Origin of the sequence: Vibrio sp. YT-15 (assembly GCF_033337445.1) — a bacterium.
In the GTDB taxonomy this organism is placed as follows: Bacteria; Pseudomonadota; Gammaproteobacteria; order Enterobacterales; family Vibrionaceae; genus Vibrio; species Vibrio alginolyticus.
Map to the genome: position 1 here is coordinate 65,798 of NZ_JAWOQR010000015.1, position 23,624 is coordinate 89,421.

At 46.8% G+C, this 23,624-nt stretch carries 23 protein-coding genes; 14 read left to right on the top strand and 9 right to left on the bottom strand.

What is annotated here, in order from left to right:
- The first annotated feature begins 103 nt into the window (after positions 1-103).
- The 10 genes from R7D93_RS21060 to glmU all read left to right on the top strand — a co-directional run bounded on the left by R7D93_RS21060 (position 104) and on the right by glmU (position 8,576).
- On the top strand, positions 104-493 hold the full coding sequence (locus tag R7D93_RS21060; RefSeq protein ID WP_005378921.1) for a F0F1 ATP synthase subunit I: 390 nt from the start codon (positions 104-106) through the stop codon (positions 491-493).
- Positions 494-501: 8 nt separating this feature from the next.
- Positions 502-1,314: a F0F1 ATP synthase subunit A gene (gene atpB / locus R7D93_RS21065; RefSeq protein WP_005378922.1), complete on the top strand. Its 813-nt coding sequence runs from the start codon at positions 502-504 to the stop codon at positions 1,312-1,314.
- A 57-nt stretch (positions 1,315-1,371) separates the two neighbouring features.
- On the top strand, positions 1,372-1,626 hold the full coding sequence (gene atpE / locus R7D93_RS21070) for a F0F1 ATP synthase subunit C (protein WP_002540812.1): 255 nt from the start codon (positions 1,372-1,374) through the stop codon (positions 1,624-1,626).
- A 74-nt stretch (positions 1,627-1,700) separates the two neighbouring features.
- The gene (gene atpF, locus R7D93_RS21075) at positions 1,701-2,171 is read left to right on the top strand and encodes a F0F1 ATP synthase subunit B (RefSeq protein WP_005378929.1); all 471 of its coding nucleotides are present in this window, start codon (positions 1,701-1,703) and stop codon (positions 2,169-2,171) included.
- A 14-nt stretch (positions 2,172-2,185) separates the two neighbouring features.
- A complete protein-coding gene (atpH, locus tag R7D93_RS21080) occupies positions 2,186-2,719 on the top strand; it encodes a F0F1 ATP synthase subunit delta (protein ID WP_017635596.1) in 534 nt (177 codons plus the stop codon).
- 13 nt (positions 2,720-2,732) lie between these two features.
- Complete coding sequence (gene atpA, locus R7D93_RS21085) at positions 2,733-4,274, top strand: F0F1 ATP synthase subunit alpha (RefSeq protein WP_005378931.1); 1,542 nt, start codon at positions 2,733-2,735, stop codon at positions 4,272-4,274.
- A 44-nt stretch (positions 4,275-4,318) separates the two neighbouring features.
- A complete protein-coding gene (gene atpG, locus R7D93_RS21090; protein WP_005378932.1) occupies positions 4,319-5,185 on the top strand; it encodes a F0F1 ATP synthase subunit gamma in 867 nt (288 codons plus the stop codon).
- A 35-nt stretch (positions 5,186-5,220) separates the two neighbouring features.
- A complete protein-coding gene (atpD, locus tag R7D93_RS21095; RefSeq protein WP_005383849.1) occupies positions 5,221-6,624 on the top strand; it encodes a F0F1 ATP synthase subunit beta in 1,404 nt (467 codons plus the stop codon).
- Positions 6,625-6,642: 18 nt separating this feature from the next.
- Positions 6,643-7,065 carry a F0F1 ATP synthase subunit epsilon gene (locus R7D93_RS21100; RefSeq protein ID WP_005378937.1) on the top strand — a complete coding sequence of 141 codons (423 nt, stop codon included), beginning with the start codon at positions 6,643-6,645 and terminating at the stop codon, positions 7,063-7,065.
- A 149-nt stretch (positions 7,066-7,214) separates the two neighbouring features.
- Positions 7,215-8,576, top strand: coding sequence for a bifunctional UDP-N-acetylglucosamine diphosphorylase/glucosamine-1-phosphate N-acetyltransferase GlmU (gene glmU / locus R7D93_RS21105; protein ID WP_047102566.1), 1,362 nt, complete (start codon positions 7,215-7,217; stop codon positions 8,574-8,576).
- Positions 8,577-8,656: 80 nt separating this feature from the next.
- On the opposite strand, the gene R7D93_RS21110 is transcribed toward glmU, so the two are convergent.
- On the bottom strand, positions 8,657-9,397 hold the full coding sequence (locus R7D93_RS21110; RefSeq protein ID WP_005383852.1) for an amino acid ABC transporter permease: 741 nt from the start codon (positions 9,395-9,397) through the stop codon (positions 8,657-8,659).
- 115 nt (positions 9,398-9,512) lie between these two features.
- On the opposite strand from R7D93_RS21110, the gene R7D93_RS21115 reads away from it, so the two are divergent.
- Positions 9,513-10,289, top strand: a complete 777-nt coding sequence (locus tag R7D93_RS21115; protein WP_005378944.1) for a transporter substrate-binding domain-containing protein — start codon at positions 9,513-9,515, stop codon at positions 10,287-10,289.
- Positions 10,290-10,333: 44 nt separating this feature from the next.
- On the opposite strand, the gene punC is transcribed toward R7D93_RS21115, so the two are convergent.
- Complete coding sequence (gene punC, locus R7D93_RS21120; protein WP_225497083.1) at positions 10,334-11,539, bottom strand: purine nucleoside transporter PunC; 1,206 nt, start codon at positions 11,537-11,539, stop codon at positions 10,334-10,336.
- Between the two features lie 152 nt (positions 11,540-11,691).
- Between punC and punR the strand changes: the two genes are divergently transcribed.
- Positions 11,692-12,594: a DNA-binding transcriptional activator PunR gene (gene punR, locus R7D93_RS21125; protein WP_005378948.1), complete on the top strand. Its 903-nt coding sequence runs from the start codon at positions 11,692-11,694 to the stop codon at positions 12,592-12,594.
- A 54-nt stretch (positions 12,595-12,648) separates the two neighbouring features.
- On the opposite strand, the gene ilvA is transcribed toward punR, so the two are convergent.
- From ilvA to ilvG, 5 genes are read right to left on the bottom strand one after another with little or no spacing between them, the layout of a single operon-like run.
- Positions 12,649-14,196, bottom strand: coding sequence for a threonine ammonia-lyase, biosynthetic (gene ilvA / locus R7D93_RS21130; RefSeq protein ID WP_017635600.1), 1,548 nt, complete (start codon positions 14,194-14,196; stop codon positions 12,649-12,651).
- Between the two features lie 2 nt (positions 14,197-14,198).
- Positions 14,199-16,040: a dihydroxy-acid dehydratase gene (ilvD, locus tag R7D93_RS21135; RefSeq protein WP_132937262.1), complete on the bottom strand. Its 1,842-nt coding sequence runs from the start codon at positions 16,038-16,040 to the stop codon at positions 14,199-14,201.
- A gap of 13 nt (positions 16,041-16,053) precedes the next feature.
- Positions 16,054-16,992, bottom strand: coding sequence for a branched-chain-amino-acid transaminase (gene ilvE, locus R7D93_RS21140; protein ID WP_025768922.1), 939 nt, complete (start codon positions 16,990-16,992; stop codon positions 16,054-16,056).
- Positions 16,993-17,004: 12 nt separating this feature from the next.
- A complete protein-coding gene (gene ilvM, locus R7D93_RS21145; protein WP_005378958.1) occupies positions 17,005-17,289 on the bottom strand; it encodes an acetolactate synthase 2 small subunit in 285 nt (94 codons plus the stop codon).
- Between the two features lie 11 nt (positions 17,290-17,300).
- A complete protein-coding gene (gene ilvG, locus R7D93_RS21150) occupies positions 17,301-18,947 on the bottom strand; it encodes an acetolactate synthase 2 catalytic subunit (RefSeq protein ID WP_005378960.1) in 1,647 nt (548 codons plus the stop codon).
- A gap of 464 nt (positions 18,948-19,411) precedes the next feature.
- Between ilvG and R7D93_RS21155 the strand changes: the two genes are divergently transcribed.
- On the top strand, positions 19,412-20,935 hold the full coding sequence (locus tag R7D93_RS21155; protein WP_005383862.1) for a YifB family Mg chelatase-like AAA ATPase: 1,524 nt from the start codon (positions 19,412-19,414) through the stop codon (positions 20,933-20,935).
- A 55-nt stretch (positions 20,936-20,990) separates the two neighbouring features.
- On the opposite strand, the gene R7D93_RS21160 is transcribed toward R7D93_RS21155, so the two are convergent.
- Complete coding sequence (locus tag R7D93_RS21160) at positions 20,991-21,947, bottom strand: DUF2860 domain-containing protein (protein WP_005379034.1); 957 nt, start codon at positions 21,945-21,947, stop codon at positions 20,991-20,993.
- 149 nt (positions 21,948-22,096) lie between these two features.
- On the opposite strand from R7D93_RS21160, the gene R7D93_RS21165 reads away from it, so the two are divergent.
- Positions 22,097-22,975, top strand: coding sequence for an acyltransferase (locus tag R7D93_RS21165; protein WP_017821568.1), 879 nt, complete (start codon positions 22,097-22,099; stop codon positions 22,973-22,975).
- Between the two features lie 46 nt (positions 22,976-23,021).
- On the opposite strand, the gene R7D93_RS21170 is transcribed toward R7D93_RS21165, so the two are convergent.
- Positions 23,022-23,624: a thiol:disulfide interchange protein DsbA/DsbL gene (locus R7D93_RS21170; RefSeq protein ID WP_005379036.1), complete on the bottom strand. Its 603-nt coding sequence runs from the start codon at positions 23,622-23,624 to the stop codon at positions 23,022-23,024.

Below are 23,624 nucleotides of genomic sequence, written 5' to 3' on the forward strand. Positions count from 1 at the left end.
GATGCAATCGAATTGCTTTACGTTGAACTGAACGTATAATTTTCGCCAATTTCCCAGCACAGAGAGTTAAGTGCGAAGTGGATATTACTAGAGGTACGAATACATGGTAGCTGCGTTAGCTAGACCAGGACGAGAGCTCGCAAGGCAATTGTTAATGATCCAGTCTGGCGCGGTTATTTTTGTGGCAGCAGGAATGGCGGTAGCCATAAATCCTGACTGGGGATTTTCAGCGCTGATTGGCGGAGGCATTTTTGTTGTTGCCAATGCAGTATTCGCGCTGTGTGCTTTCATGTTTAGTGGAGCTCGCGCTGCCAAGCGCATCGCTGCTTCCTTCTATACGGGTGAAGTACTGAAAATTCTCATCACGGTTGCACTGTTCTATGTTGCCTACATGTATATGCAGGTGGAACTTGTTCCCCTCAAACTAACCTATTTGCTGGTACTAGGTATTAATATCTGTGCACCAGTGCTATTCATTAACAACAAAAAATAGGATGAGTTATGGCTGCGCCAGGTGAAGCGCTAACATCGTCCGGTTACATTGCCCACCACCTTTCTAACCTATCGCTATACAAGTTGGGTTTAGTAGGGTCGGAGACAAGTTTCTGGAACGTACATATCGATAGCCTGTTTTTTTCTTGGTTTACTGGTTTAATTTTCCTCGGAATTTTTTACAAAGTAGCAAAGAGAACAACAGCGGGTGTACCGGGTAAGCTTCAGTGTGCTGTAGAAATGATCGTTGAATTTGTCGCCGATAACGTCAAAGACACGTTCCATGGACGCAACCCACTGATCGCGCCTTTAGCACTGACTATCTTTTGTTGGGTATTTTTGATGAACGTGATGGACTTAGTTCCTATCGACTTCTTACCATACCCAGCAGAGCATTGGCTAGGTATTCCTTACCTTAAGGTTGTACCGTCTGCTGATGTGAATATCACCATGGCTATGGCTCTAGGCGTTTTTGCATTGATGATTTACTACAGCATCAAAGTAAAAGGTCTAGGTGGATTCGCAAAAGAACTTGCACTACATCCATTCAATCACCCACTGATGATTCCGTTTAACCTACTAATTGAAGTGGTATCGCTATTAGCGAAACCTCTATCACTTGGTATGCGTCTATTCGGTAACATGTTCGCGGGTGAGGTTGTATTCATTCTTTGTGCGGCAATGCTACCATGGTACTTACAATGGATGGGTTCACTACCGTGGGCAATCTTCCATATCTTGGTTATTACGATTCAAGCCTTCGTATTCATGATGTTGACAATTGTTTACCTGTCAATGGCACACGAAGATCCTGATCATTAATTTTTTTAAAGCTTTTTATTTGGGCACTAAGCCAACAACTATAAATTGGAGATAGTAATGGAAACTTTACTGAGCTTTTCTGCAATCGCCGTAGGTATTATCGTCGGTCTTGCTTCTCTTGGTACAGCGATTGGTTTCGCACTGCTAGGTGGTAAATTCCTAGAAGGTGCTGCACGTCAACCAGAAATGGCTCCTATGCTACAAGTTAAGATGTTCATCATCGCGGGTCTACTTGATGCGGTTCCAATGATCGGTATCGTAATCGCGCTACTATTCACTTTCGCAAACCCATTCGTTGGTCAACTAGGTTAATCACCTTTAACTCGGGACGGGCGATTATCGCTTGTCACTGATTAACACTAAGTCCAAATAGAGGGGTAGCTGTTGTGAACATAAACGCAACTCTGCTAGGTCAAGCAATCTCGTTCGCACTATTTGTGTGGTTCTGCATGAAGTATGTATGGCCACCATTGATGCAAGCGATCGAAGAGCGTCAGAAGAAAATTGCTGATGGTCTTCAAGCAGCAGAACGTGCTGCGAAAGACTTGGATCTAGCACAAGCCAACGCTTCTGATCAATTGAAAGAAGCGAAGCGCACAGCAACTGAGATCATCGAACAAGCGAACAAACGTAAGTCTCAAATTCTTGATGAAGCTCGCGAGGAAGCTCAGGCAGAACGCCAGAAAATCCTAGCGCAAGCAGAAGCAGAACTTGAAGCTGAACGCAATCGTGCACGCGATGAGCTGCGCAAACAAGTTGCTACTCTGGCTGTAGCTGGTGCTGAGAAAATCCTTGAGCGTTCTATCGATAAAGATGCGCAAAAAGATATTCTCGACAACATTACTGCAAAACTTTAAGTCTGGGGGCGCATATGTCTGATTTGACTACTATCGCACGCCCCTATGCTAAAGCAGCCTTCGACTTTGCTTTAGAGAAAGACCAGTTGGACCAATGGGGCCAAATGTTATCTTTTGCTGCTGAAGTGGCCAAAAACGAACAAATGAACGAACTACTAACGGGTTCGGTTTCTGCTGACAAAATGGCAGAAATTTTTGTTGCAGTTTGCGGCGAACAAGTTGATGCGCACGGTCAAAACCTTTTGAAGGTAATGGCTGAGAATGGTCGTTTAGCGGCCCTTCCTGATGTTTGCACGGAGTTTTTTACTCTGAAAAAAGAACATGAGAAAGAAATTGATGTTGAAGTAATTTCAGCAACAGAGCTTTCTGATGAACAACTTGCAAACATTGGCAGCAAACTTGAAAAGCGTCTTGAACGCAAAGTGAAGCTGAATTGCAGTGTAGATGAGACCCTACTTGGTGGGGTTATTATTCGAGCCGGAGACCTAGTCATCGATGACTCAGCGCGTGGTCGTTTGAACCGCCTGAGCGATGCATTGCAGTCTTAATGGGGATTGGAGCATGCAACTTAATTCCACGGAAATTAGCGATCTGATCAAACAACGTATCGAATCTTTCGAAGTTGTTAGTGAAGCTCGCAACGAGGGTACTATCGTATCGGTAAGCGATGGTATCATCCGCATCCACGGCCTAGCGGACGTGATGCAAGGTGAAATGATTGAATTACCGGGTGGCCGTTATGCACTGGCACTTAACCTTGAGCGTGACTCGGTTGGTGCGGTTGTAATGGGCCCATATGCTGACCTTAAGGAAGGCATGAAAGTTACAGGTACTGGCCGCATTCTTGAAGTGCCAGTTGGTCCAGAACTACTAGGCCGCGTAGTAAATACGCTGGGTGAGCCTATCGATGGTAAAGGTCCAATCGAAGCGAAAATGACTTCGCCTGTAGAAGTGATCGCACCAGGTGTAATCGACCGTAAATCGGTAGACCAACCTGTGCAAACTGGTTATAAGTCAGTTGACTCAATGATCCCAATCGGTCGTGGTCAGCGTGAGCTTATCATCGGTGACCGTCAGATTGGTAAAACAGCACTGGCGATCGACGCGATCATCAACCAGAAAGACTCTGGTATTTTCTCTATCTACGTAGCAATCGGTCAGAAAGCATCGACTATCGCTAACGTTGTTCGCAAACTAGAAGAGCACGGCGCACTACAAAATACTATCGTTGTAGTTGCATCAGCTTCTGAATCTGCAGCGCTTCAATACCTAGCGCCTTACGCAGGTTGTGCGATGGGTGAATACTTCCGCGATCGCGGTGAAGACGCACTGATTGTTTACGATGATCTATCTAAGCAAGCGGTAGCTTACCGTCAGATCTCTCTACTACTTAAACGTCCACCAGGCCGTGAGGCATTCCCAGGTGACGTATTCTACTTACACTCGCGTCTACTAGAGCGTGCAGCTCGTGTAAACGAAGAGTACGTAGAGCGTTTCACTAACGGTGAAGTGAAAGGTAAGACTGGTTCTTTGACTGCTCTTCCTATCATCGAAACTCAAGCAGGTGACGTTTCAGCATTCGTACCGACTAACGTAATCTCGATTACCGATGGTCAGATCTTCCTACAAACTGAGCTATTCAACGCTGGTGTTCGTCCTGCTGTTGACCCTGGTATCTCAGTATCTCGTGTAGGTGGTTCAGCTCAGACGAAAATCATCAAGAAACTATCAGGTGGTATCCGTACAGCACTAGCTGCATACCGTGAACTAGCGGCATTTGCTCAGTTCTCTTCTGACCTTGATGACGCAACGAAGAAACAGCTAGACCATGGTCAAAAAGTTACAGAACTAATGAAGCAGAAGCAGTACGCTCCAATGTCTGTATTTGACCAAGCCCTAACTATCTTCGCGGCAGAGCGCGGTTACCTTGATGATGTAGAACTTAACAAAGTTCTAGATTTCGAGGCGGCTCTACTATCGTACGCTCGCGGTCAATACGCTGAACTAGCAGCTGAGATCGACAAGTCTGGCGCTTACAACGATGAAATCGAAGCTCAGTTGAAGAAACTGACTGACGACTTCAAAGCAACCCAAACTTGGTAATTAGGTCGGTGGCAGTTTCTGCCACCAACTAACGGAGAGTAACGATGGCCGGCGCAAAAGAGATACGTAATAAAATCGGTAGTGTTAAAAGCACTCAGAAAATTACGAAAGCGATGGAAATGGTAGCAGCTTCAAAAATGCGTCGTTCTCAAGATGCAATGGAAGCTTCTCGTCCATACGCTGAAACAATGCGTAAAGTGATCGGTCATGTGGCTAACGCAAACCTAGAGTACCGTCATCCGTACCTAGAAGAGCGTGAAGCTAAACGTGTTGGTTACATCATCGTTTCGACAGACCGTGGTCTGTGTGGTGGTTTGAACATTAACGTGTTCAAAAAAGCCGTTACAGACATGCAAGCATGGAGAGAGAAAGGTGCTGAGATTGAGCTAGCCGTTGTTGGCTCAAAAGCAACAGCTTTCTTTAAACATGGTGGCGCAAAAGTTGCGGCACAGGTTTCTGGTCTTGGAGATAATCCAAGCCTACAAGACCTAATCGGCTCTGTTGGCGTAATGCTGAAGAAATACGATGAAGGTGAACTGGACCGTCTATATGTAGTATTCAACAAGTTTGTAAATACTATGGTTCAGCAACCAACGATCGATCAATTGCTACCTTTGCCTAAATCGGACAGCGAAGAGATGCAGCGTGAGCATTCATGGGACTACATCTATGAGCCTGAACCAAAACCTCTACTGGATACGCTATTAGTGCGTTACGTAGAGTCTCAGGTATACCAAGGTGTGGTTGAGAACCTTGCTTGTGAGCAAGCGGCTCGAATGATTGCGATGAAGGCTGCAACGGATAACGCAACCAGTTTGATTGACGATTTGGAACTTGTGTACAACAAAGCCCGTCAGGCTGCGATTACACAAGAACTATCAGAAATCGTTGGTGGTGCAGCTGCGGTTTAAGCTTAGGTAAAACGAAATAGTTTAGAGGATTAACGATGGCTACAGGTAAGATCGTACAGATCATCGGTGCGGTAGTCGACGTAGAGTTCCCACAGAGCAATGTACCTAGTGTATATGACGCTCTAAACGTAACGGACTCAAAAGAGCGTCTAGTTCTTGAAGTTCAACAACAGCTAGGCGGTGGCGTAGTTCGTTGTATCGTAATGGGTAGCTCTGATGGTTTACGTCGTGGAGTAGAAGTGGTTAACACTGGCGCTCCAATTTCAGTACCAGTAGGTACTAAAACTCTAGGTCGTATCATGAACGTCCTAGGTGACGCGATTGACGAGCGTGGTGAAGTGGGTGCGGAAGAGGTTTACTCTATCCACCGTAGTGCACCAAGCTACGAAGAGCAATCAAACGAAATTGCACTTCTAGAAACGGGCGTTAAAGTAATCGACCTAATTTGTCCATTCGCTAAGGGTGGTAAAATCGGTCTATTCGGTGGTGCTGGTGTAGGTAAGACCGTTAACATGATGGAACTTATCAACAACATCGCACTACAGCACTCAGGTCTATCAGTATTTGCTGGTGTTGGTGAGCGTACTCGTGAAGGTAACGATTTCTACTACGAGATGCAGGAAGCGGGCGTTGTAAACGTTGAGAAGCCTGAAGAATCAAAAGTAGCGATGGTTTACGGTCAGATGAACGAGCCACCAGGTAACCGTCTACGTGTTGCACTGACTGGTCTAACAATGGCAGAGCGTTTCCGTGACGAAGGTCGTGACGTACTACTGTTCATTGATAACATCTACCGTTACACACTTGCAGGTACAGAGGTATCAGCACTACTAGGTCGTATGCCTTCTGCGGTAGGTTACCAGCCAACTCTTGCAGAAGAGATGGGTGTACTTCAGGAGCGTATCACGTCAACGAAATCAGGTTCTATCACGTCTGTACAGGCGGTATACGTACCAGCGGATGACTTGACTGACCCGTCTCCAGCAACAACGTTCGCGCACTTGGATGCAACGGTTGTACTTAACCGTAACATCGCTGCAATGGGTCTATACCCTGCGATCGACCCGCTAGATTCAACATCTCGTATGCTTGATCCACTAGTCGTTGGTCAAGATCACTACGAAGTTGCTCGTGGTGTTCAGCAGACTCTTCAGCGCTACAAAGAGCTGAAAGATATCATTGCTATCCTAGGTATGGACGAGCTATCTGAAGAAGATAAGCAAGTTGTATCTCGTGCACGTAAGATTGAGCGTTTCCTAACTCAGCCTTACCACGTAGCAGAAGTATTTACAGGTGACCCTGGTATTTACGTACCTCTAAAAGAGACTCTACGTGGCTTTAAAGGTCTACTAGCTGGTGAATACGACGACATTCCTGAGCAGGCATTTATGTACTGCGGTAGCATCGACGATGCTATTGAGAATGCGAAGAAGCTATAAGGCTAACTAGGAGGCGATATGGCAGCAATAACCTTTCACCTAGACGTAGTAAGCGCTGAGAAGAAAATCTTCTCTGGTCGTGTTGAAACGTTTCAGGTGACCGGTAGCGAAGGTGAACTTGGTATTTTCCATGGTCACACACCGCTGCTGACCGCTATCAAGCCTGGTATGGTGCGTATTGTGAAACAGCACGGCCACGAAGAAATTATTTATGTTTCTGGTGGTATGGTAGAGATTCAGCCTGGTACAGCGACTGTACTAGCTGATACAGCTATCCGTGGTGAAGAGCTAGACGCAGCGAAGGCAGAAGAAGCCAAACGCCGCGCTGAGGAGCAAATCCAGAATCAGCATGGTGACATGGACTTCGCACAAGCGGCCAGTGAACTGGCTAAAGCCATTGCTCAGCTACGAGTTATCGAGCTGACAAAAAAGCGTCGCTAAGCTCAATTAGCAACGTTGCATGAAAAAAGGCGGCCAATTGGTCGCCTTTTTGATTAATTTTAGTTGGAAATTTACATCCCACCATTAACTAATCCTTCCAAGGTGTTTAAAATAACGGCCAATTAACATAAAACGTCAATAGGTTATCAATGAAATTCAGTGCTGTGATTCTTGCAGCGGGTAAAGGTACCCGTATGCATTCGAACATGCCTAAAGTGCTACACACTTTGGCAGGCAAGCCAATGGCAAAACATGTGATTGATACATGTACAGGTCTAGGTGCACAAAATATCCACTTGGTCTTTGGTCACGGTGGTGATCAAATGCAAACCACTCTTGCAGAAGAGCCTGTAAATTGGGTGCTTCAAGCGGAGCAGTTAGGGACAGGTCATGCGGTTGATCAAGCGTCTCCGAAGTTTGAAGACGATGAAAAAGTACTGGTGCTTTACGGTGATGTTCCACTGATTTCAGCTGAAACGATTGAAAACCTATTAGATGCACAGCCAACAGGCGGTATTGCACTACTAACAGTGATTCTAGATAACCCGACAGGCTACGGTCGTATTATCCGTAAGAATGGTCCTGTTGTGGCGATCGTTGAGCAAAAAGATGCAACAGAAGAACAAAAACAAATTAAAGAGATCAACACTGGCGTGATGGTTGCGACTGGTGGGGATCTTAAGCGTTGGTTGTCTGGCTTAAACAACAACAACGCACAAGGCGAATACTACCTAACTGACGTTATTGCAGCTGCACACGATGAAGGTCGTGCCGTTGAGGCAGTACACCCAGTCAATGCCATTGAGGTGGAAGGGGTCAATGACCGCGCACAGCTTGCTCGTCTAGAGCGTGCTTTCCAGTCAATGCAAGCTCAGAAGCTGCTAGAGCAAGGTGTCATGCTACGCGATCCAGCACGCTTTGATTTGCGTGGTGAGTTACAGTGCGGTATGGACTGTGAAATCGACGTGAATGTTATCGTCGAAGGTAAAGTTTCACTGGGTGATAACGTGGTTATCGGTGCGGGTTGTGTACTGAAAGATTGTGAAATCGACGACAACACCATCGTTCGCCCTTACAGTGTGATTGAAGGTGCAACGGTTGGTGAAGAATGTACGGTTGGTCCATTTACTCGCCTTCGTCCTGGTGCTGAAATGCGTAACGATTCCCATGTGGGTAACTTCGTTGAAGTGAAAAATGCGCGCATCGGAGAAGGTTCAAAAGCGAACCACCTAACTTACTTAGGTGATGCAGAGATCGGCCAACGTACTAACATCGGTGCAGGTACTATCACTTGTAACTACGATGGTGCGAACAAGTTTAAAACCATCATCGGTAATGATGTTTTTGTTGGTTCTGATAGCCAGCTGGTGGCGCCTGTCACTATCGCTGATGGCGCAACCATCGGTGCTGGCACGACACTAACAAAAGATGTTGAAGAAGGTGAGTTAGTAATTACTCGCGTCAAAGAACGCAAAATTACTGGCTGGCAGCGTCCTGTAAAACAGAAATAAGCATTACCTACACTCTGTCTCTATATTGTCAAAGCCGCTCAACAAGAGCGGCTTTGTTGTTTCTAGCTAAGGCTTCATCGCTAGTAGCTAGGAATGGCAATACGTTTTTCGAGCCAACGAACGGCTTGAGATACAAATAGGATGAGTAACAAGTACTCCAAAACGAGGAAGGTATAAATCTCTAAGGGTAAGTACTCATTCACCACCAGCTCATTAGCACGGCGAGTGAGATCGCTTAAACCAATCACGCTGACTAAAGAACTCATCTTGAGGATGTAGACAAATTGATTGCCCAGTGGTGGGAGAATTTGCCGAAATGCTTGGGGAAGAATTACCAAGCGCATCTTTTGCCAATAGCTTAAGCCCAAAGATTCAGCCGCTTCATGTTGGCCACGGCTGATAGCTTGTATCCCACCGCGAAACACTTCCGCCATAAACGCACTCTCAGCGATAGTCAGTGCAATAACACCCGCCCAAAAGTGATTGAGTGAGACATCCAATAGTGTAGGCATGCCGTAATACACCCAAAGTAGTAAGACTAAAACTGGCACTGAACGGATCACCTCGACATAAATACGGTTTATCCACTTCAGAGAGGCAGAGTCCGACAGAGCGGGTAAGGCAACGATCAGGCCCAAGCTCATCGCAAATAACATACTGAGGAGTGATACCTGAATGGTGTCATTAAACCCAGCGATTAAAAACTTTAGATTGGTGAGCCCTTGATCCGTCGAAGGGTCAAGTACATACCAGCCCCATTGATAATCAGAACAACCAGTGAGTAATAGCAGTGAAAACAGCCATAGAGTTCGAAACGTCACATTTACTCCCTGAATTAACTAAAAAACTTCCTTTGTTACTGCTATGTTATCAGTAGAGCTCTAATAAAGGTTAATTATTAAACCGTATAAGGTCATTATTTTTAAGGGAATAAAAATGAGAAAGATTTTACTAGTGCTAGGAATGTGTTTGCTTGCTGCGACTCAAGTCGCTCACGCTGAAAGCCGTCTTCAATCCATTTTAGACAATGGCGTACTCCGAGTTGGAACGACGGGAGATTGGAATCCGATGACGATGAAAGACCCCGCGACAAACAGTTATCGTGGCTTCGATATCGATGTAACAACAGAACTTGCTAAAGATCTCGGTGTAAAAGTGGAGTATGTGCCCACGGATTGGAAGACGCTAGTTAATGGCATTACCGCCAACAAATACGATATTACTGGCAGCGCATCTCTGAACATGTCGCGCGCGAAAGTAGCTGGATACAGCCAGCCGTATTTCTACCTTGCCTTTGTACCTGTGGTGCAAAAGAAAGATCTCGCCAAATTTTCTGATTGGGCGGATTTTAATAAACCAGAAGTAAAAGTCGCAGCGACGTTAGGTACGGTACAAGAAAAAATGGTGAAAGAGTTCTTCCCGTCTGCTCAGCATATTGTTATTGAAGCGCCAGCGCGCGACTTCCAAGAACTACTAGCTCGCAGGGCCGATGTATCGGTGACGTCCAATGTGGAAGCAGCGACGTTGGTGGACAAGTTTAAACAGTTGGCGATAGTGCCAGTGACCGCACCGCGTAAACCAACCCCAATTGCTATGCTGTTGCCGCAAGACGATCAAGTATGGATTAATTACATCAATCACTGGGTTGAGTTGAAAAAGACTCAAGGCTTTTTTAAGCAGACTGCCAAGAAGTGGGGGTTGAAAAGCTTATAAACAGAAAGAGCCGCATTGCGCGGCTCTTTTTATTATTTGAACGATTAAAGTTCGTCTTCACTCACGACTCGGGCGTTGTCAGGAGTCGTAAAGTGCTTGGATAATTCGCGATTCGACAGAATGTATCCCATCCACAGCCCACCCATACAGATGATGATTGCGATGCCAGTAACCATCTGAGCTTGGCTTGCCATTGCGGCTACCAATGCACTTGATAAGCTACTTACACAGATTTGCAGGCTGTTTTGCAGACCTGCTGCTGTTGCAGGGCTCTGTTGTGCGCTGGCCAGTGCACGGTTTACCACGATTGGGTACAGCGCGCCGTTAGCAACGGCAATCAAACAGAATGGCGCAAGAATAGGCCAAATCGATGACAGATCCCACTGTGAAGCAATGAAAATCATTAATGCCGCGACACTAAATAGGCCAATCAGTTGGCGCAGAACCTTTTCATCACCAAATTTTCGAACGCCTACTTTACCTAAGTAGCCACCAGCCATAAACGCGATGGTTTGTGGGATAAAGCTCAAACCAATATCTTTTGCTTCGTAGCCCAGTTGCGCCATGATTTCTGGCATCCCAGTTAGGTAAGCAAAGAATGCAGCTGAAGCCGTCGCAAACATAAACACGTTGCCAAGGTATTTTTTAGAACTCAGCAGCGCTTTGATGTCGGCAGACATACTGGTTTGTTTGATTTCTGCTTTCTCGTCTTTTTGTGCCATGGTCGCAAAGACCAAAAAGACACCAACCAGTGTTAGCGTAATAAAGATACTGTGCCAGCCGAAGTTATCTGCCAACACTACCCCTAATTGAGGTGCTAGTGCTGGTGATAGCGCGACGAGTGGCATGATTGTCGCAAAAATTTGTTGGCTACTGCTTGAGTAGCGTTTAATGACCATAGCCTGCCAGATCACGGCTGGTGCACACACACCGATAGCTTGGATAAAGCGCAGTGTGAGTAGTTGCCATACTTGATCACAGAAAGCCAAACCGAATGACGCGATAGTAAATAGCACCAACCCGGCTGCGAGTGTATTACGATGGCCAAATTTATCGGATGCCAATCCCCACATTAGCTGGCCAATCGCCATACCAACGAGGAATACCGTTAAAGAGAGCGCAATTTGCTCAGGGCCTGTTGCAAAGTCGATTTCCATCGCTTTGAATGCTGGCAGATACATATCGGTAGCAACGAAGCCAAGCATCGATAATGCTGCCAGATAAATGAGCTGTAGTTTTGAGATTTTCATGATTCAACCAGTCAAATTATTTAATCATTTTTTAATCAACATCAGTTGGCGCCAACCCTGATTTATTTACCTTATTATTCTATTTTTCGATTTTGAGAAAATAAAACGCTAAAATTGTTGGTTATCAATCAAATTTTTTGAAAGGTTAAATCATGTTCTCTAAAGCGTCTTTGGAAATGCTGGATACGGTTGCCCGTTTAGGCAGTTTCACCGCTGCGGCTGAGGTATTGCATAAAGTCCCCTCAGCCATCAGCTATGGAGTAAGGCAGGTCGAGCAAGATTTAGATGTGGTGCTGTTTCGACGTTTACCAAGGAAAGTCGAGCTAACTCCAGCGGGTGAACTTTTTATGGCCGAGGCGCGCTCTTTGCTGCGTCAAATGGAAGAGGTGAAAGCACAAACGCGGCGAGCGGCTCAAGGATGGAAAAGCACGTTAAAGCTGACCTTAGATAACGTGGTGAAGTTAGAAAAACTCAAACCTTTGGTGGAAGATTTCTATCGCGAGTTTGAATTTGCTGAATTGCAGATCAATATGGAGGTCTTCAATGGTTCTTGGGAAGCCATAGCACAAGGTCGAGCCGACATTGTCGTTGGCGCGACATCTGCGGTTCCCGTTGGGGGAGATTTTGAAGTCAAAGATATGGGCGTATTAGATTGGGCATTTGTAATGTCACCCGCTCATCCTTGCGTTCGACAACAAGTGCTTACTGAAGCGTTTGTGAGTCAATTTCCGGCGATCTGTCTTGATGATACTTCGAACGTGCTGCCAAAACGCCATACTGGCCATTATCCGCAACAGCGCCGATTATTATTGCCCAATTGGTATAGTGCGATTGAATGTTTAAAAAATGGGGTGGGCGTGGGTTACATGCCACGTCATATTGCAACACCCTTAATCAATGATGGTGTGCTGGTGGAGAAGGTCATGCCGGATGATAAACCGCTCAGTCACTGCTGCTTAGTATGGCGCAAAGATGATAATCATAAATTGATCCAGTGGATGGTGGACTATCTTGGGTCGCCTAATCAGCTACATAAAGATTGGTTACAGTCATAAAAAACACCTCGCATTAGCGAGGTGTTTTCATTGATATGTTTAAAATGTGGCGTTTTATGACAAGAAAAACTTATACGATGGGTTGTCTGTCTCGTCTTTGCATTGATAGCCAAGTTCACGTAAATGTGCAGAAAACTGAGCTAAATCGCTTTCATCTAACTCGAAACCACATAAAACACGTCCGTAGTCAGCGCCGTGGTTACGGTAGTTGAACAAGCTGATATTCCAATGAGTACCGAGTGTGCTTAAGAACTTGAGTAGCGCTCCCGGATATTCTGGGAATTCAAAGCTGTAGAGGCGCTCTTTAAGCGGCTTAGACGGCTTACCACCAATCATGTAGCGCACGTGCAGCTTCGCCATTTCATCATCAGACAAATCAACCACTGGGTAGCCACCATCACGTAAGTCGTGAATGATATGTTCTAGCTCTTCCTGACCGCCTTGCAAACGCACACCGACAAAGATATTTGCCAATGCGTCATCGTTGTAGCGGTAGTTAAACTCCGTTACGGCGCGGCCGCCAATGAGGTTACAGAACTCAAAGAAGGCACCTTGACGCTCAGGAATGGTGACGGCAAGCAAACCTTCACGTTTCTCACCAAGCTCGCAACGCTCAGAAACATAACGTAAGCCATGGAAGTTAGTGTTGGCACCAGACAGCACAGTACCTAAATTCTTACCTTGCAGTTTGTTTTGCTCAGCAAACTTCTTCAAACCCGCCAGAGCAAGCGCGCCAGAAGGCTCTGCAATCGCACGGGTGTCTTCAAAGATGTCTTTTACTGCTGCGCAGATTTCATCGCTAGAGACGGCAATATGGCCATCAATGTACTTTTGGCATAGACGGAAAGTCTCTTCGCCAATGCGTTTTACAGCGACGCCATCGGCAAACATGCTGACTTGGTCTAGTACTACTGGCTCACCAGCATCCAAAGCAGCTTTGAGGCATGACGAATCTTCTGGCTCAACTGCAATCACTTTGATTTCTGGCATGAGCTGCTTCACAAGTACCGCAACACCCGCAGCCAAACCGCCACCACCGACAGGGACGAAAATGTAATCAAGGTGACCATTTTGCTGCAGCATTTCCATGCCGATGGTGCCTTGACCTGCAATCACCAGTGGGTGATCGAAAGGAGGGACAAATGTGTACCCATGCAGATCAGAAAGGCGTTCCGCTTCCGCTTTTGCCTCATCAAAGTTGCTGCCGTGCAGCACTACATTGCCACCGAAGCCACGTACCGCATCGACTTTGATGTCTGGTGTGGTTTTAGGCATCACGATGGTGGTTTTGATGCCTAGCTTAGTACCAGAGAGCGCCATGCCTTGAGCGTGGTTACCTGCCGATGCTGCAATGACACCAGCGGCTTTTTGTGCTTCAGATAAACTCGCCACCATGTTGTATGCACCGCGCAATTTGAACGAGTGTACGGGTTGGCGATCTTCACGCTTGATCTGCACGTTATTCCCGATACGTGCAGATAAACGAGGCATTTCTTGCAGTGGCGTCACTGTTGCTACTTCATAAACAGGTGCGCGAAGGATTTGGCGCAGATAATCTGCGCCAGTTTGGTTCACTTGTTTTTCGGGTTGAGCTTCCATCATTGCTAGCCCTCTAGCTTCGACTTGTCTCGTACTGCACCCTTGTCAGCACTGGTTGCCATACTCGCGTACGCTTTGAGTGCAAATGAAACTTCACGTTGGCGGTCAACTGGTTTCCAGCCTAGTTCGTCTTGTTTTGCACGGCGCTCAGCAAGTTCTTGTTCAGACACTTGGAGTGAAATTGAACGGTTTGGAATATCAATTGCGATTATATCGCCTTCTTTTACCAGGCCAATTGCACCGCCGTTTGCTGCTTCAGGAGAGGCGTGGCCGATAGAAAGACCTGATGTGCCGCCAGAGAAACGGCCGTCAGTCAGAAGTGCACACTCTTTGCCAAGGCCCATCGATTTTAGATAAGTGGTTGGGTAAAGCATTTCTTGCATGCCCGGACCACCTTTAGGGCCTTCGTAACGGATAACAACCACGTCGCCTGCTTTTACTTTGCCACCCAAGATGCCTTCTACGGCGTCTTCTTGGCTTTCGAAAACTACGGCTGGACCAGTGAACTTATGGATGCTCTCATCAACACCAGCTGTCTTAACGATACAACCATCTAATGCGATGTTGCCTGATAGAACGGCTAGGCCACCTTCTTGGCTAAAGGCATGATCGATAGTACGAATACAACCTTCTGCTCGGTCGTCATCAAGGCGATCCCAGCGGCAGTCTTGTGAGAACGCTTGAGTGGTACGAATACCCGCAGGGCCTGCGCGGTAGAACTTAAGTACTTCTTCGTCTTCAGTTTGGATGATGTCGTATTTTGCTAGCTGCTCTTTCATCGAAAGGCCAAGTACGGTGCGCGCATCATTGTGCAGTAGACCTGCTCGGTCTAGCTCACCAAGGATAGCCATTACGCCACCAGCGCGGTGCACGTCTTCCATGTGATATTTCTGGGTAGATGGTGCCACTTTACATAGGTGTGGTACTTGGCGAGATAGGCGATCGATATCTTCCATATCAAAATCGACTTCGCCTTCTTGCGCTGCAGCCAGTAGGTGCAAAATGGTGTTGGTCGAGCCACCCATTGCAATATCCAGTGCCATTGCGTTTTCGAAGGCATCAAACGTAGCGATGTTGCGAGGCAGTGCTGATTCGTCATCTTGCTCGTAGTAACGACGAGTCAGTTCAACGATGCGACGACCTGCATTAAGGAACAGTTGTTCACGGTCAGCGTGCGTTGCCAGCATAGAACCGTTACCTGGTTGAGAAAGCCCCAGTGCTTCCGTTAGACAGTTCATTGAGTTTGCAGTGAACATGCCTGAACACGATCCACACGTTGGACATGCGCTACGTTCGATCTGCTCGCTTTGCTCATCAGACACTTTTGGATCCGCGCCTTGGATCATCGCATCTACAAGGTCTAGTTTGATGATCTGATCAGAAAGCTTGGTTTTACCCGCTTCCATTGGACCACCAGAAACAAAGATAACCGGGATGTTGAGACGCATAGATGCCATCAACATTCCCGGAGTGATTTTGTCACAGTTAGAGATACATACCATGGCATCGGCACAGTGCGCGTTTACCATGTACTCCACAGAGTCTGCGATCAGTTCGCGTGAAGGCAGTGAGTACAGCATGCCGCCGTGACCCATTGCGATACCATCATCAACCGCGATGGTGTTGAATTCTTTTGCGATGCCGCCGGCTTTTTCGATTTCACGCGCTACAAGCTGGCCCATGTCTTTCAGGTGTACGTGACCCGGAACAAATTGAGTAAACGAGTTTACAACGGCGATGATTGGTTTACCGAAGTCTTCTTCTTTCACACCCGTTGCACGCCACAGTGCTCGTGCACCCGCCATGTTACGACCATGTGTGGTGGTAGCTGATCTATATTTTGGCATTTCCTAATCCTTCTTACTTCTGTTCTGGGTACACATAGTCTAACCAGCCCCACTTATCTTCCGTGGTGCCGTCAAATAGGCCAAAGTAGGCTGCTTGTAGTTCTTTAGTGATAGGGCCGCGCTTACCAGTGCCCACTTCAATCTTGTCGATGGTTGCCACTGGTACAATCTCAGCCGCAGTACCTGTCATGAAGACTTCATCGGCAAGGTAAAGGGCTTCACGAGCAATGTTCGCCTCACGTACTTTGTAGCCTTTATCGCGTGCAATTGTCATGATCGAGTCACGAGTGATGCCCGGTAGAATCGCGCTAGTTGCTGGTGGTGTGGTGATTACGCCATCTTTGATAACGAAGATGTTTTCACCAGCCCCTTCCGATAGGTAACCATCTACGCTTAGCGCAATACCTTCGTCGTAACCGTGACGACGCGCTTCACCACCAACCAGTAGTGAAGATAGGTAGTTACCGCCTGCTTTAGCCGCAGTTGGGATGGTGTTTGGCGCAGCGCGGTTCCAGCTTGAAATCATCGCATCGACACCTTTTTCTAGCGCTTCTTCGCCTAAGTAAGAGCCCCAAGGAAATGCTGCAATGATTAGATCCATCTCAGTGCCAACTGGTGGACATACGCCTAAGCCAACATTACCGACAAAACCCAATGGACGAATGTAAGCGCTGTCGAGTTTGTTTTGGCGCAGTGTTTCGCGGGTCGCTTCCATGATTTCTTCTACAGAAAAAGGGATCGGAAAGCGGTAAATCTTGGCAGAATCTTTTAGACGTTGTGCATGCTCACGGTGACGGAAGACAATTGGGCCTTTTGGTGTGTTGTAACAGCGCACGCCTTCAAACACGGATGTACCATAGTGCATTGCGTGAGTCAGAACGTGAACGTTCGCCTCTGCCCATGGAACCATCTCACCATTAAACCAAATGAAATCTGCAGTTTTCGTTGCCATTTGTTGCCTTCCTTATGCACTTACGTGTTGTTGTAAGTTGTGATTTGGCAGTTCATCGTTGCGGATTTTTAGCACCTCAACCTTACGAACGTCCCACAACTTCTCTATTTGATTGATCAAAAACGAGATTGGTCGATCGCTGTCGACGATGATCTCGACGCTGGCTACTTTGCTTTCGTGGTTTTGCGTAGCAGCGACTTGTTTGATCACGAAACCTCGGTGACGAATCACACGTAGAACGCGCTCCAACAGTACCGGTTTGTCATCGGCTTTGATGTCGAGTAAATATCTGTCCATGCGATTGTCTCCTATGTATTTTCCAACATATCACTGTTTGATGCGCCAGGTGGCACCAATGGCCACACGTTTTCTTCTTCATCAATCAAAACGTGAAGCATGTAAGAAGTTTCACTCGCTAGCATCTCTTTGAGAGCAGGTTCGACTTCTTCTTTCTTGGTGATGGTTTTGCCCGGGATATCGAATGCTTTTGCTAACATCACGAAATCTGGGTTGTCATCAAGAATGGTTTCACTGTGGCGACCGTCAAAGAACAATGACTGCCATTGGCGAACCATGCCAAGACGTTGGTTATTAAGAAGGACAATCTTCACTGGAATCTGCCGACGCTTCAGCGTGCCCAATTCCTGAACGTTCATCATAAATGAACCGTCACCTGTAATAAGGATAGACTGATCATCAGGACGTGCGACTGCAGCGCCCATCGCTGCTGGCAAGCCAAAGCCCATGGTGCCAAGGCCAGCAGAAGTGATAAAATTTTGTGGTTCGCGTGGCTGGATATGTTGCGCTGCCCACATCTGATGCTGACCGACGTCGGTCGAGACAATTGAGCTATCTGGCATCATGTCAGACAGTTGTTTAAGCAATAGCGGTGCGTAGATTAACTCGCCTGGGTGGTCGTAACGCCACTTAAAGCCGCTGCGCAGACTTTCACTGTGATGAACCCACGGTGAGATATCTTGAGTCAGCTCTAGCTGAGGAAGAATGGTGTTGATGTCGCCACGTAATGGTGCGTTGGCGTGGCGCAGTTTATGAATCTCCGCAGCATCAATGTCGATGTGAATCACTTTCGCATTTGGTGCAAACGTATCGAGCTTACCCGTCACACGGTCATCAAAACGCGCGCCAACCACGATCAATAGATCGGCTTCTTGAACCACTAGGTTGGCGGCTTTGGTGCCATGCATACCCAACATACCAAGATAGTGGGGATCATGGCGTTCAATGGTACCGAGGCCTTTTAATGTGCTAACTGCAGGCATTGGGTTTAAGCGAAGAAATTCGCGTACTGCATCGGTTGCTTTCGCAAGTTGCACGCCACCACCAACATACAACACTGGGCGAGTAGATGCTGCCAGCACATCTTGCGCACGTTTGATATCTTCAGCGCTGACATCTTCGATTGCTGGTGCTATGTATGGAGGAAGAAGGTCTGTAGGTGCTTGAGCGAGTTGAACGTCTTTGGCGATATCGACAATGACAGGACCCGGACGACCGGTTTTTGCGACCTCAAAGGCTTCGGCAAGTGTCGGAGCTAGATCTTCAATTTCGGTCACGAGATAGCTGTGCTTAGTACAGGCTAGGGACATTCCGATCACATCCATTTCTTGGAATGCATCGGTACCGATATGAGAGCTAGCAACCTGGCCTGTGATGGCAACTAGAGGTACGGAGTCAAGGAAAGCGTCGGCAAGGCCGGTAACAAGGTTAGTGGCTCCTGGGCCAGAAGTTGCCATGCACACAGCAACGTCTTGAGTGGAACGAGCCATCCCGATAGCTGCCATAGCGGCCCCTTGCTCGTGACGGCATAGGATGTGTTCCACCCCACCGTCATACAAAGCATCATAGATTGGCATGATGGCCCCGCCGGGGTAGCCAAAAACGGTTTCGATGCCTTGCTGTCTTAAAGCGGCTACGACAAGTTGTGCACCAGTCATCGTAAACCTCCTTTGCTACGTTGTGGCTCGTAGCGATTGCCATATTTATTGCACTTCATGTGCACTCCCATTCTTCCCGTTAAACTGTCCGAGGGTTAGACAGATGACAACTTGTAGTTGTAAAAAAACCCCCGGACTTTTCAGTGCGGGGGTTTTTTGTAATTTGTGGTTACCTTTCGCCCACAATACCCCGCGCGGTGCCAATAATGACCACGATAATCAGGGCTAGCAGTGCGTTGATATGAGCGAAAAGGTTCATCTGTCTGTCGTTCTTTTTTCGTTAAAAAATGTTGTGTAATGTTCTACGAAATTGTTTGCGTCATTAGTGGTATCACACAATTCCGCTGCATGACAAGCAAAAAGTCATTCTTTTTTCACATTAACTCTCAATTGGGACGCGGTATATAACATAACCAACTAGATAAAACATTTGTTTACAGAGTGTTCAAAAAATTGAGGAACGTATGGGGCTGGCAATCATTCATAGTCGAGCAAGCGTCGGGGTGCAAGCGCCATCGGTTAGTGTAGAAGTTCATATCAGCAACGGCATGCCAGGGTTTACCTTAGTAGGCTTGCCAGAGACAACGGTAAAAGAGTCCAAAGATCGCGTACGCAGTGCGATCATTAATTCTAACTTTCAATTTCCTGCTAAGCGGATCACCGTGAACTTGGCTCCGGCAGATCTACCCAAGGAGGGAGGGCGTTTTGATCTTCCTATTGCATTGGGAATTTTGGCCGCTTCGGAGCAAATCGCGACAGATAAGCTCAAAAACTACGAATTTGTTGGTGAGTTAGCGTTATCTGGTGGTCTGAGACCTGTAAAAGGTGTGCTGCCTGCTGCGCTGGAAGCCAGTAAGATTCAACGTCATTTGGTCGTCCCACATGTGAATGGCGATCAGGCGGCGCTGGTGGGGAAGGAACAACATAAATCGGCCCAATCATTACTGGAAGTATGTGCCGAGCTTTGTGGTCAACATCGACTGAATCTTTTTCAAACGCCTAAGCGAAAAACGATCGAAAAACATGGTCGAGACTTACAAGATATTATTGGCCAACAACAAGGTAAGCGAGCACTGGAGATTGCTGCCGCTGGAAACCACAACTTACTTTTCCTTGGCCCGCCAGGTACTGGAAAAACGATGTTGGCTTCGCGTTTGTGTGACTTATTACCGGAAATGAGTGACGAAGAAGCAATGGAAACCGCTTCGGTGGCATCGTTGACTCAGAGTGAAATTAATGAGCATAACTGGAAGTCGCGTCCGTTTCGTTCGCCGCATCATTCAAGTTCAATGGCGGCATTAGTCGGCGGTGGTTCGGTACCCAGACCAGGGGAGATCTCTTTAGCCCACAACGGGTTATTGTTTCTCGATGAAATGCCCGAATTTGATCGTAAAGTTCTGGACTCGTTACGCGAACCGCTCGAATCTGGAGAGATCATTATCTCTCGAGCGCAAGGTAAAACACGCTTTCCGGCTCGTTTCCAATTAGTCGGAGCCTTGAACCCAAGCCCGACAGGATATTACGAAGGCAATCAAGCGCGCACCAATCCACAAGCTATTTTGCGCTACCTTGGTCGATTATCTGGACCACTGTTAGATCGCTTTGATATGTCTTTAGAAATCCCAGCTTTGCCCAAAGGGACATTAGCAGAAGGTGGTGATCGCGGTGAGCCGACTGCTATCGTAAAAGCGCGTGTGAGCCATGCGCGTAACAATATGCTAAACCGCAGTGGTAAGGTCAATGCACTGCTAGGTAGTCGAGAAATTGAGGCGTTTTGTCCCTTGCATAAGAGTGATGCTGAGTTTCTTGAAACCGCTTTGCATCGTTTAGGGCTCTCGATTCGTGCATATCATCGTATTATCAAAGTGGCGCGAACAATCGCCGATCTGGATGGGGCGGAGCAAATTGAACGAACGCACTTGGCCGAGGCGCTTGGGTATCGAGCGATGGACCGTTTGCTGAAACAGCTTACGGCGCAAGCGGTATAGACAGCAAAGTGTCATCGCAACAAGTGTTGTAAGCACCTTGTTGCGATGAAGGACGTTAGAAGGTGTAGTTGAGACCAAGCGACAATAGGTACTCTTTCTCCTCATAAAACGTGATATTCGAGTCAGTTTGGCTATAGCCGGCTAAAGAAATGAACGACCAGTCTTGCCAGTCAAATACGTTTTGATATTCGTAGGCCGCAAATAGGCTGATGGTGTCGTCATTTCGTGTTTTAGCAAAAGTTTGGCTAGCTGCTTGATAGTCTTTCCATGCATAACCCGCGGTGAGGGCCAATCGATGACGGTTGATAAATTTAAACCAGCTAATGTCAAATCCGTACGAATCAAATGACTCCGCCTTACCGTCGGCATCTTGATTGATGTAGGTGAAAGCGGGTTGCAACATAGATGTTTGGTTGAGTGGAATGCGATAGTCGCCTTTGACATAGTAAAGGTTAGCATCGCGAGCAAGTGAGCGGTCTGTCACTTCCTCCTGCTCGATGTCTTTATCAGCATAAGCAAGATCAAGGTTGAAGTTCTTATCAATCAACCCTTTGATCTGAAAGCGATACGCATTGCCGTCAACATCCGTCTCTTTACGTGCGGTTCCTACTTGATAAGGGTTGCGCCAAGTTTCGCCTTTGAGTACCGTCGGCAGATAGGAAACATCGAGCACGGTGCCAGATTGTAGCTCGTGTTGATAGCCCAACTGAAAAGCGAGTGTACCTACCGCGACATCTGAGCGTGTGGTACCGGCGTAAACTTGGTGGTTGAGTCGGCTACCAAAGGTGTATGTCACACTCCCTAGCGGTGCAGCGATAACGGAACTGTCACTATCGGCACGCTTATCGAGAGAATCGATGGTGTTACTATTTTCTGTATTGAAATTGGATTCTGATGATATGAATCCGGCATTCAGCGAAATTTCACCGCCAAAACCTGCGGTTTCAGCGAGTTGAGCCTGAGCAGAACTGACGACAAAGGCCAAAGGCAAGAGAAGTAGCCTTGGTTTCATTCGTTATCTCCTTGTTGTCGAATGAGTGGTGCACATATTGGTTGCGGTAACAAATCTGACCATTTCCACGCATGTTCCAATGTGGCAAAGGCGCAGTATAATTACACGCTGTTTTATTCTTCACACATTATCACTGTTGTTTGACTATCATGTTGGCATATTTGTTATTTTTTTTTAACGCTTCTTTTGTGATTCTCAATTCTGCGGTTTGTTCACTCGCAATTTGTGTTATCGCAGTATTTAAAATATTGCTTCCTGGCGTAAAGCTAAAAGCGATAGCGACCGTTTGTGCCAATAAGGTGATGTGGTTATGGGCTACCGTTAATGCGTGCATTCTGGCGGTATCTAACCGTGTTGAGTGGGATGTTCAGGGCGGTGAAGCGCTTAAAAAAGACGGGTGGTATCTGCTGATCAGTAATCATCTCAGTTGGACAGATATTGTTGTGCTTTGCTGCGTGTTTAAAGACCGTATTCCCATGCCGAAGTTTTTCCTCAAGCAACAACTGCTGTATGTGCCTTTCATCGGGATGGCGTGTTGGGCGCTCGACATGCCATTTATGCGTCGCTATTCGCGAGAGTATCTGATCCGCAATCCTCATAAGCGAGGTCAAGATTTAGAAACGACACGTCGCTCGTGCGCTAAATTCAAACACACTCCAACCACAGTGGTTAACTATGTCGAAGGAACCCGATTTACCGAAGAAAAGCAGCGTAAGAGTAAAGCAAACTATCAATATTTGCTGCAACCAAAATCGGGCGGGATTGCGTACACGTTAGCGGCGATGGGGGAACAGTTCGAGAGCATTATCGACGTTACGTTGGCGTACCCAGAAAATACGCATAAACCGTTCAAGGATTTATTGATGGGCCGCATGAGCAAGGTGGTTGTGCGTGTAAATGTGTTACCCGTTGATGAAAGAGTGCTTGGTGATTACTTCAACGATAAGCCCTATAAGCGGCAATTTCAACAATGGCTGAGTGATGTGTGGCAAGAAAAAGATCGGTTACTACAAGAGATTTACAAGTAAACAAAAGGGGAGCGACGTGCTCCCCTTTTGATTGATATCGATGTGCTTATTTTAGTGTCAGCAAGTAGTTCACCAGAGAGAAGTACTCATCCATCGTTTTGATGCTTTGTGCTTGAACTAGGTATTTGTTGTTAACGATAACCGCAGGAACGCCGGTTAGACCGCTGTTTTCAAATTGCTTGTCCATACGGCGAACCATTGAATCAACCGCGAAGCCTTTGAATGCAGAATCGAATTTTTTCGCATCTACACCTTCATCAAGGAAGATTTGACGAAGTTCTTCATCATTACGTGGTGCTTTCTTTAGATTGTGGATGCGGTTAAACATCACTGGCACCATTTTGTCTTCCACTTTTAATGCAACCATCGTTGCGTAGGCTTTGCTCATTGATGGGCCCATGTTGCCACCCATGAAAGAAACGTGGTTTTTTAATAGCTTAGTACCTTCTGGTAACTGCTTTTTCAGTTGCTGGATAACAGGTTCAAAGCTATTACAGTGCGGGCAGTAGAAAGAGAAAAACTCCGTCACAAGAGGTTTTTTTGATGCCTCAAGATCCAATACTTTGTAATGTTCACCTTCTTTGAATTGCGCTGCATGTGCCGACAGGCTTAACATCAGCATAGAAAACAGTGCGAACAGTTTTTTCAT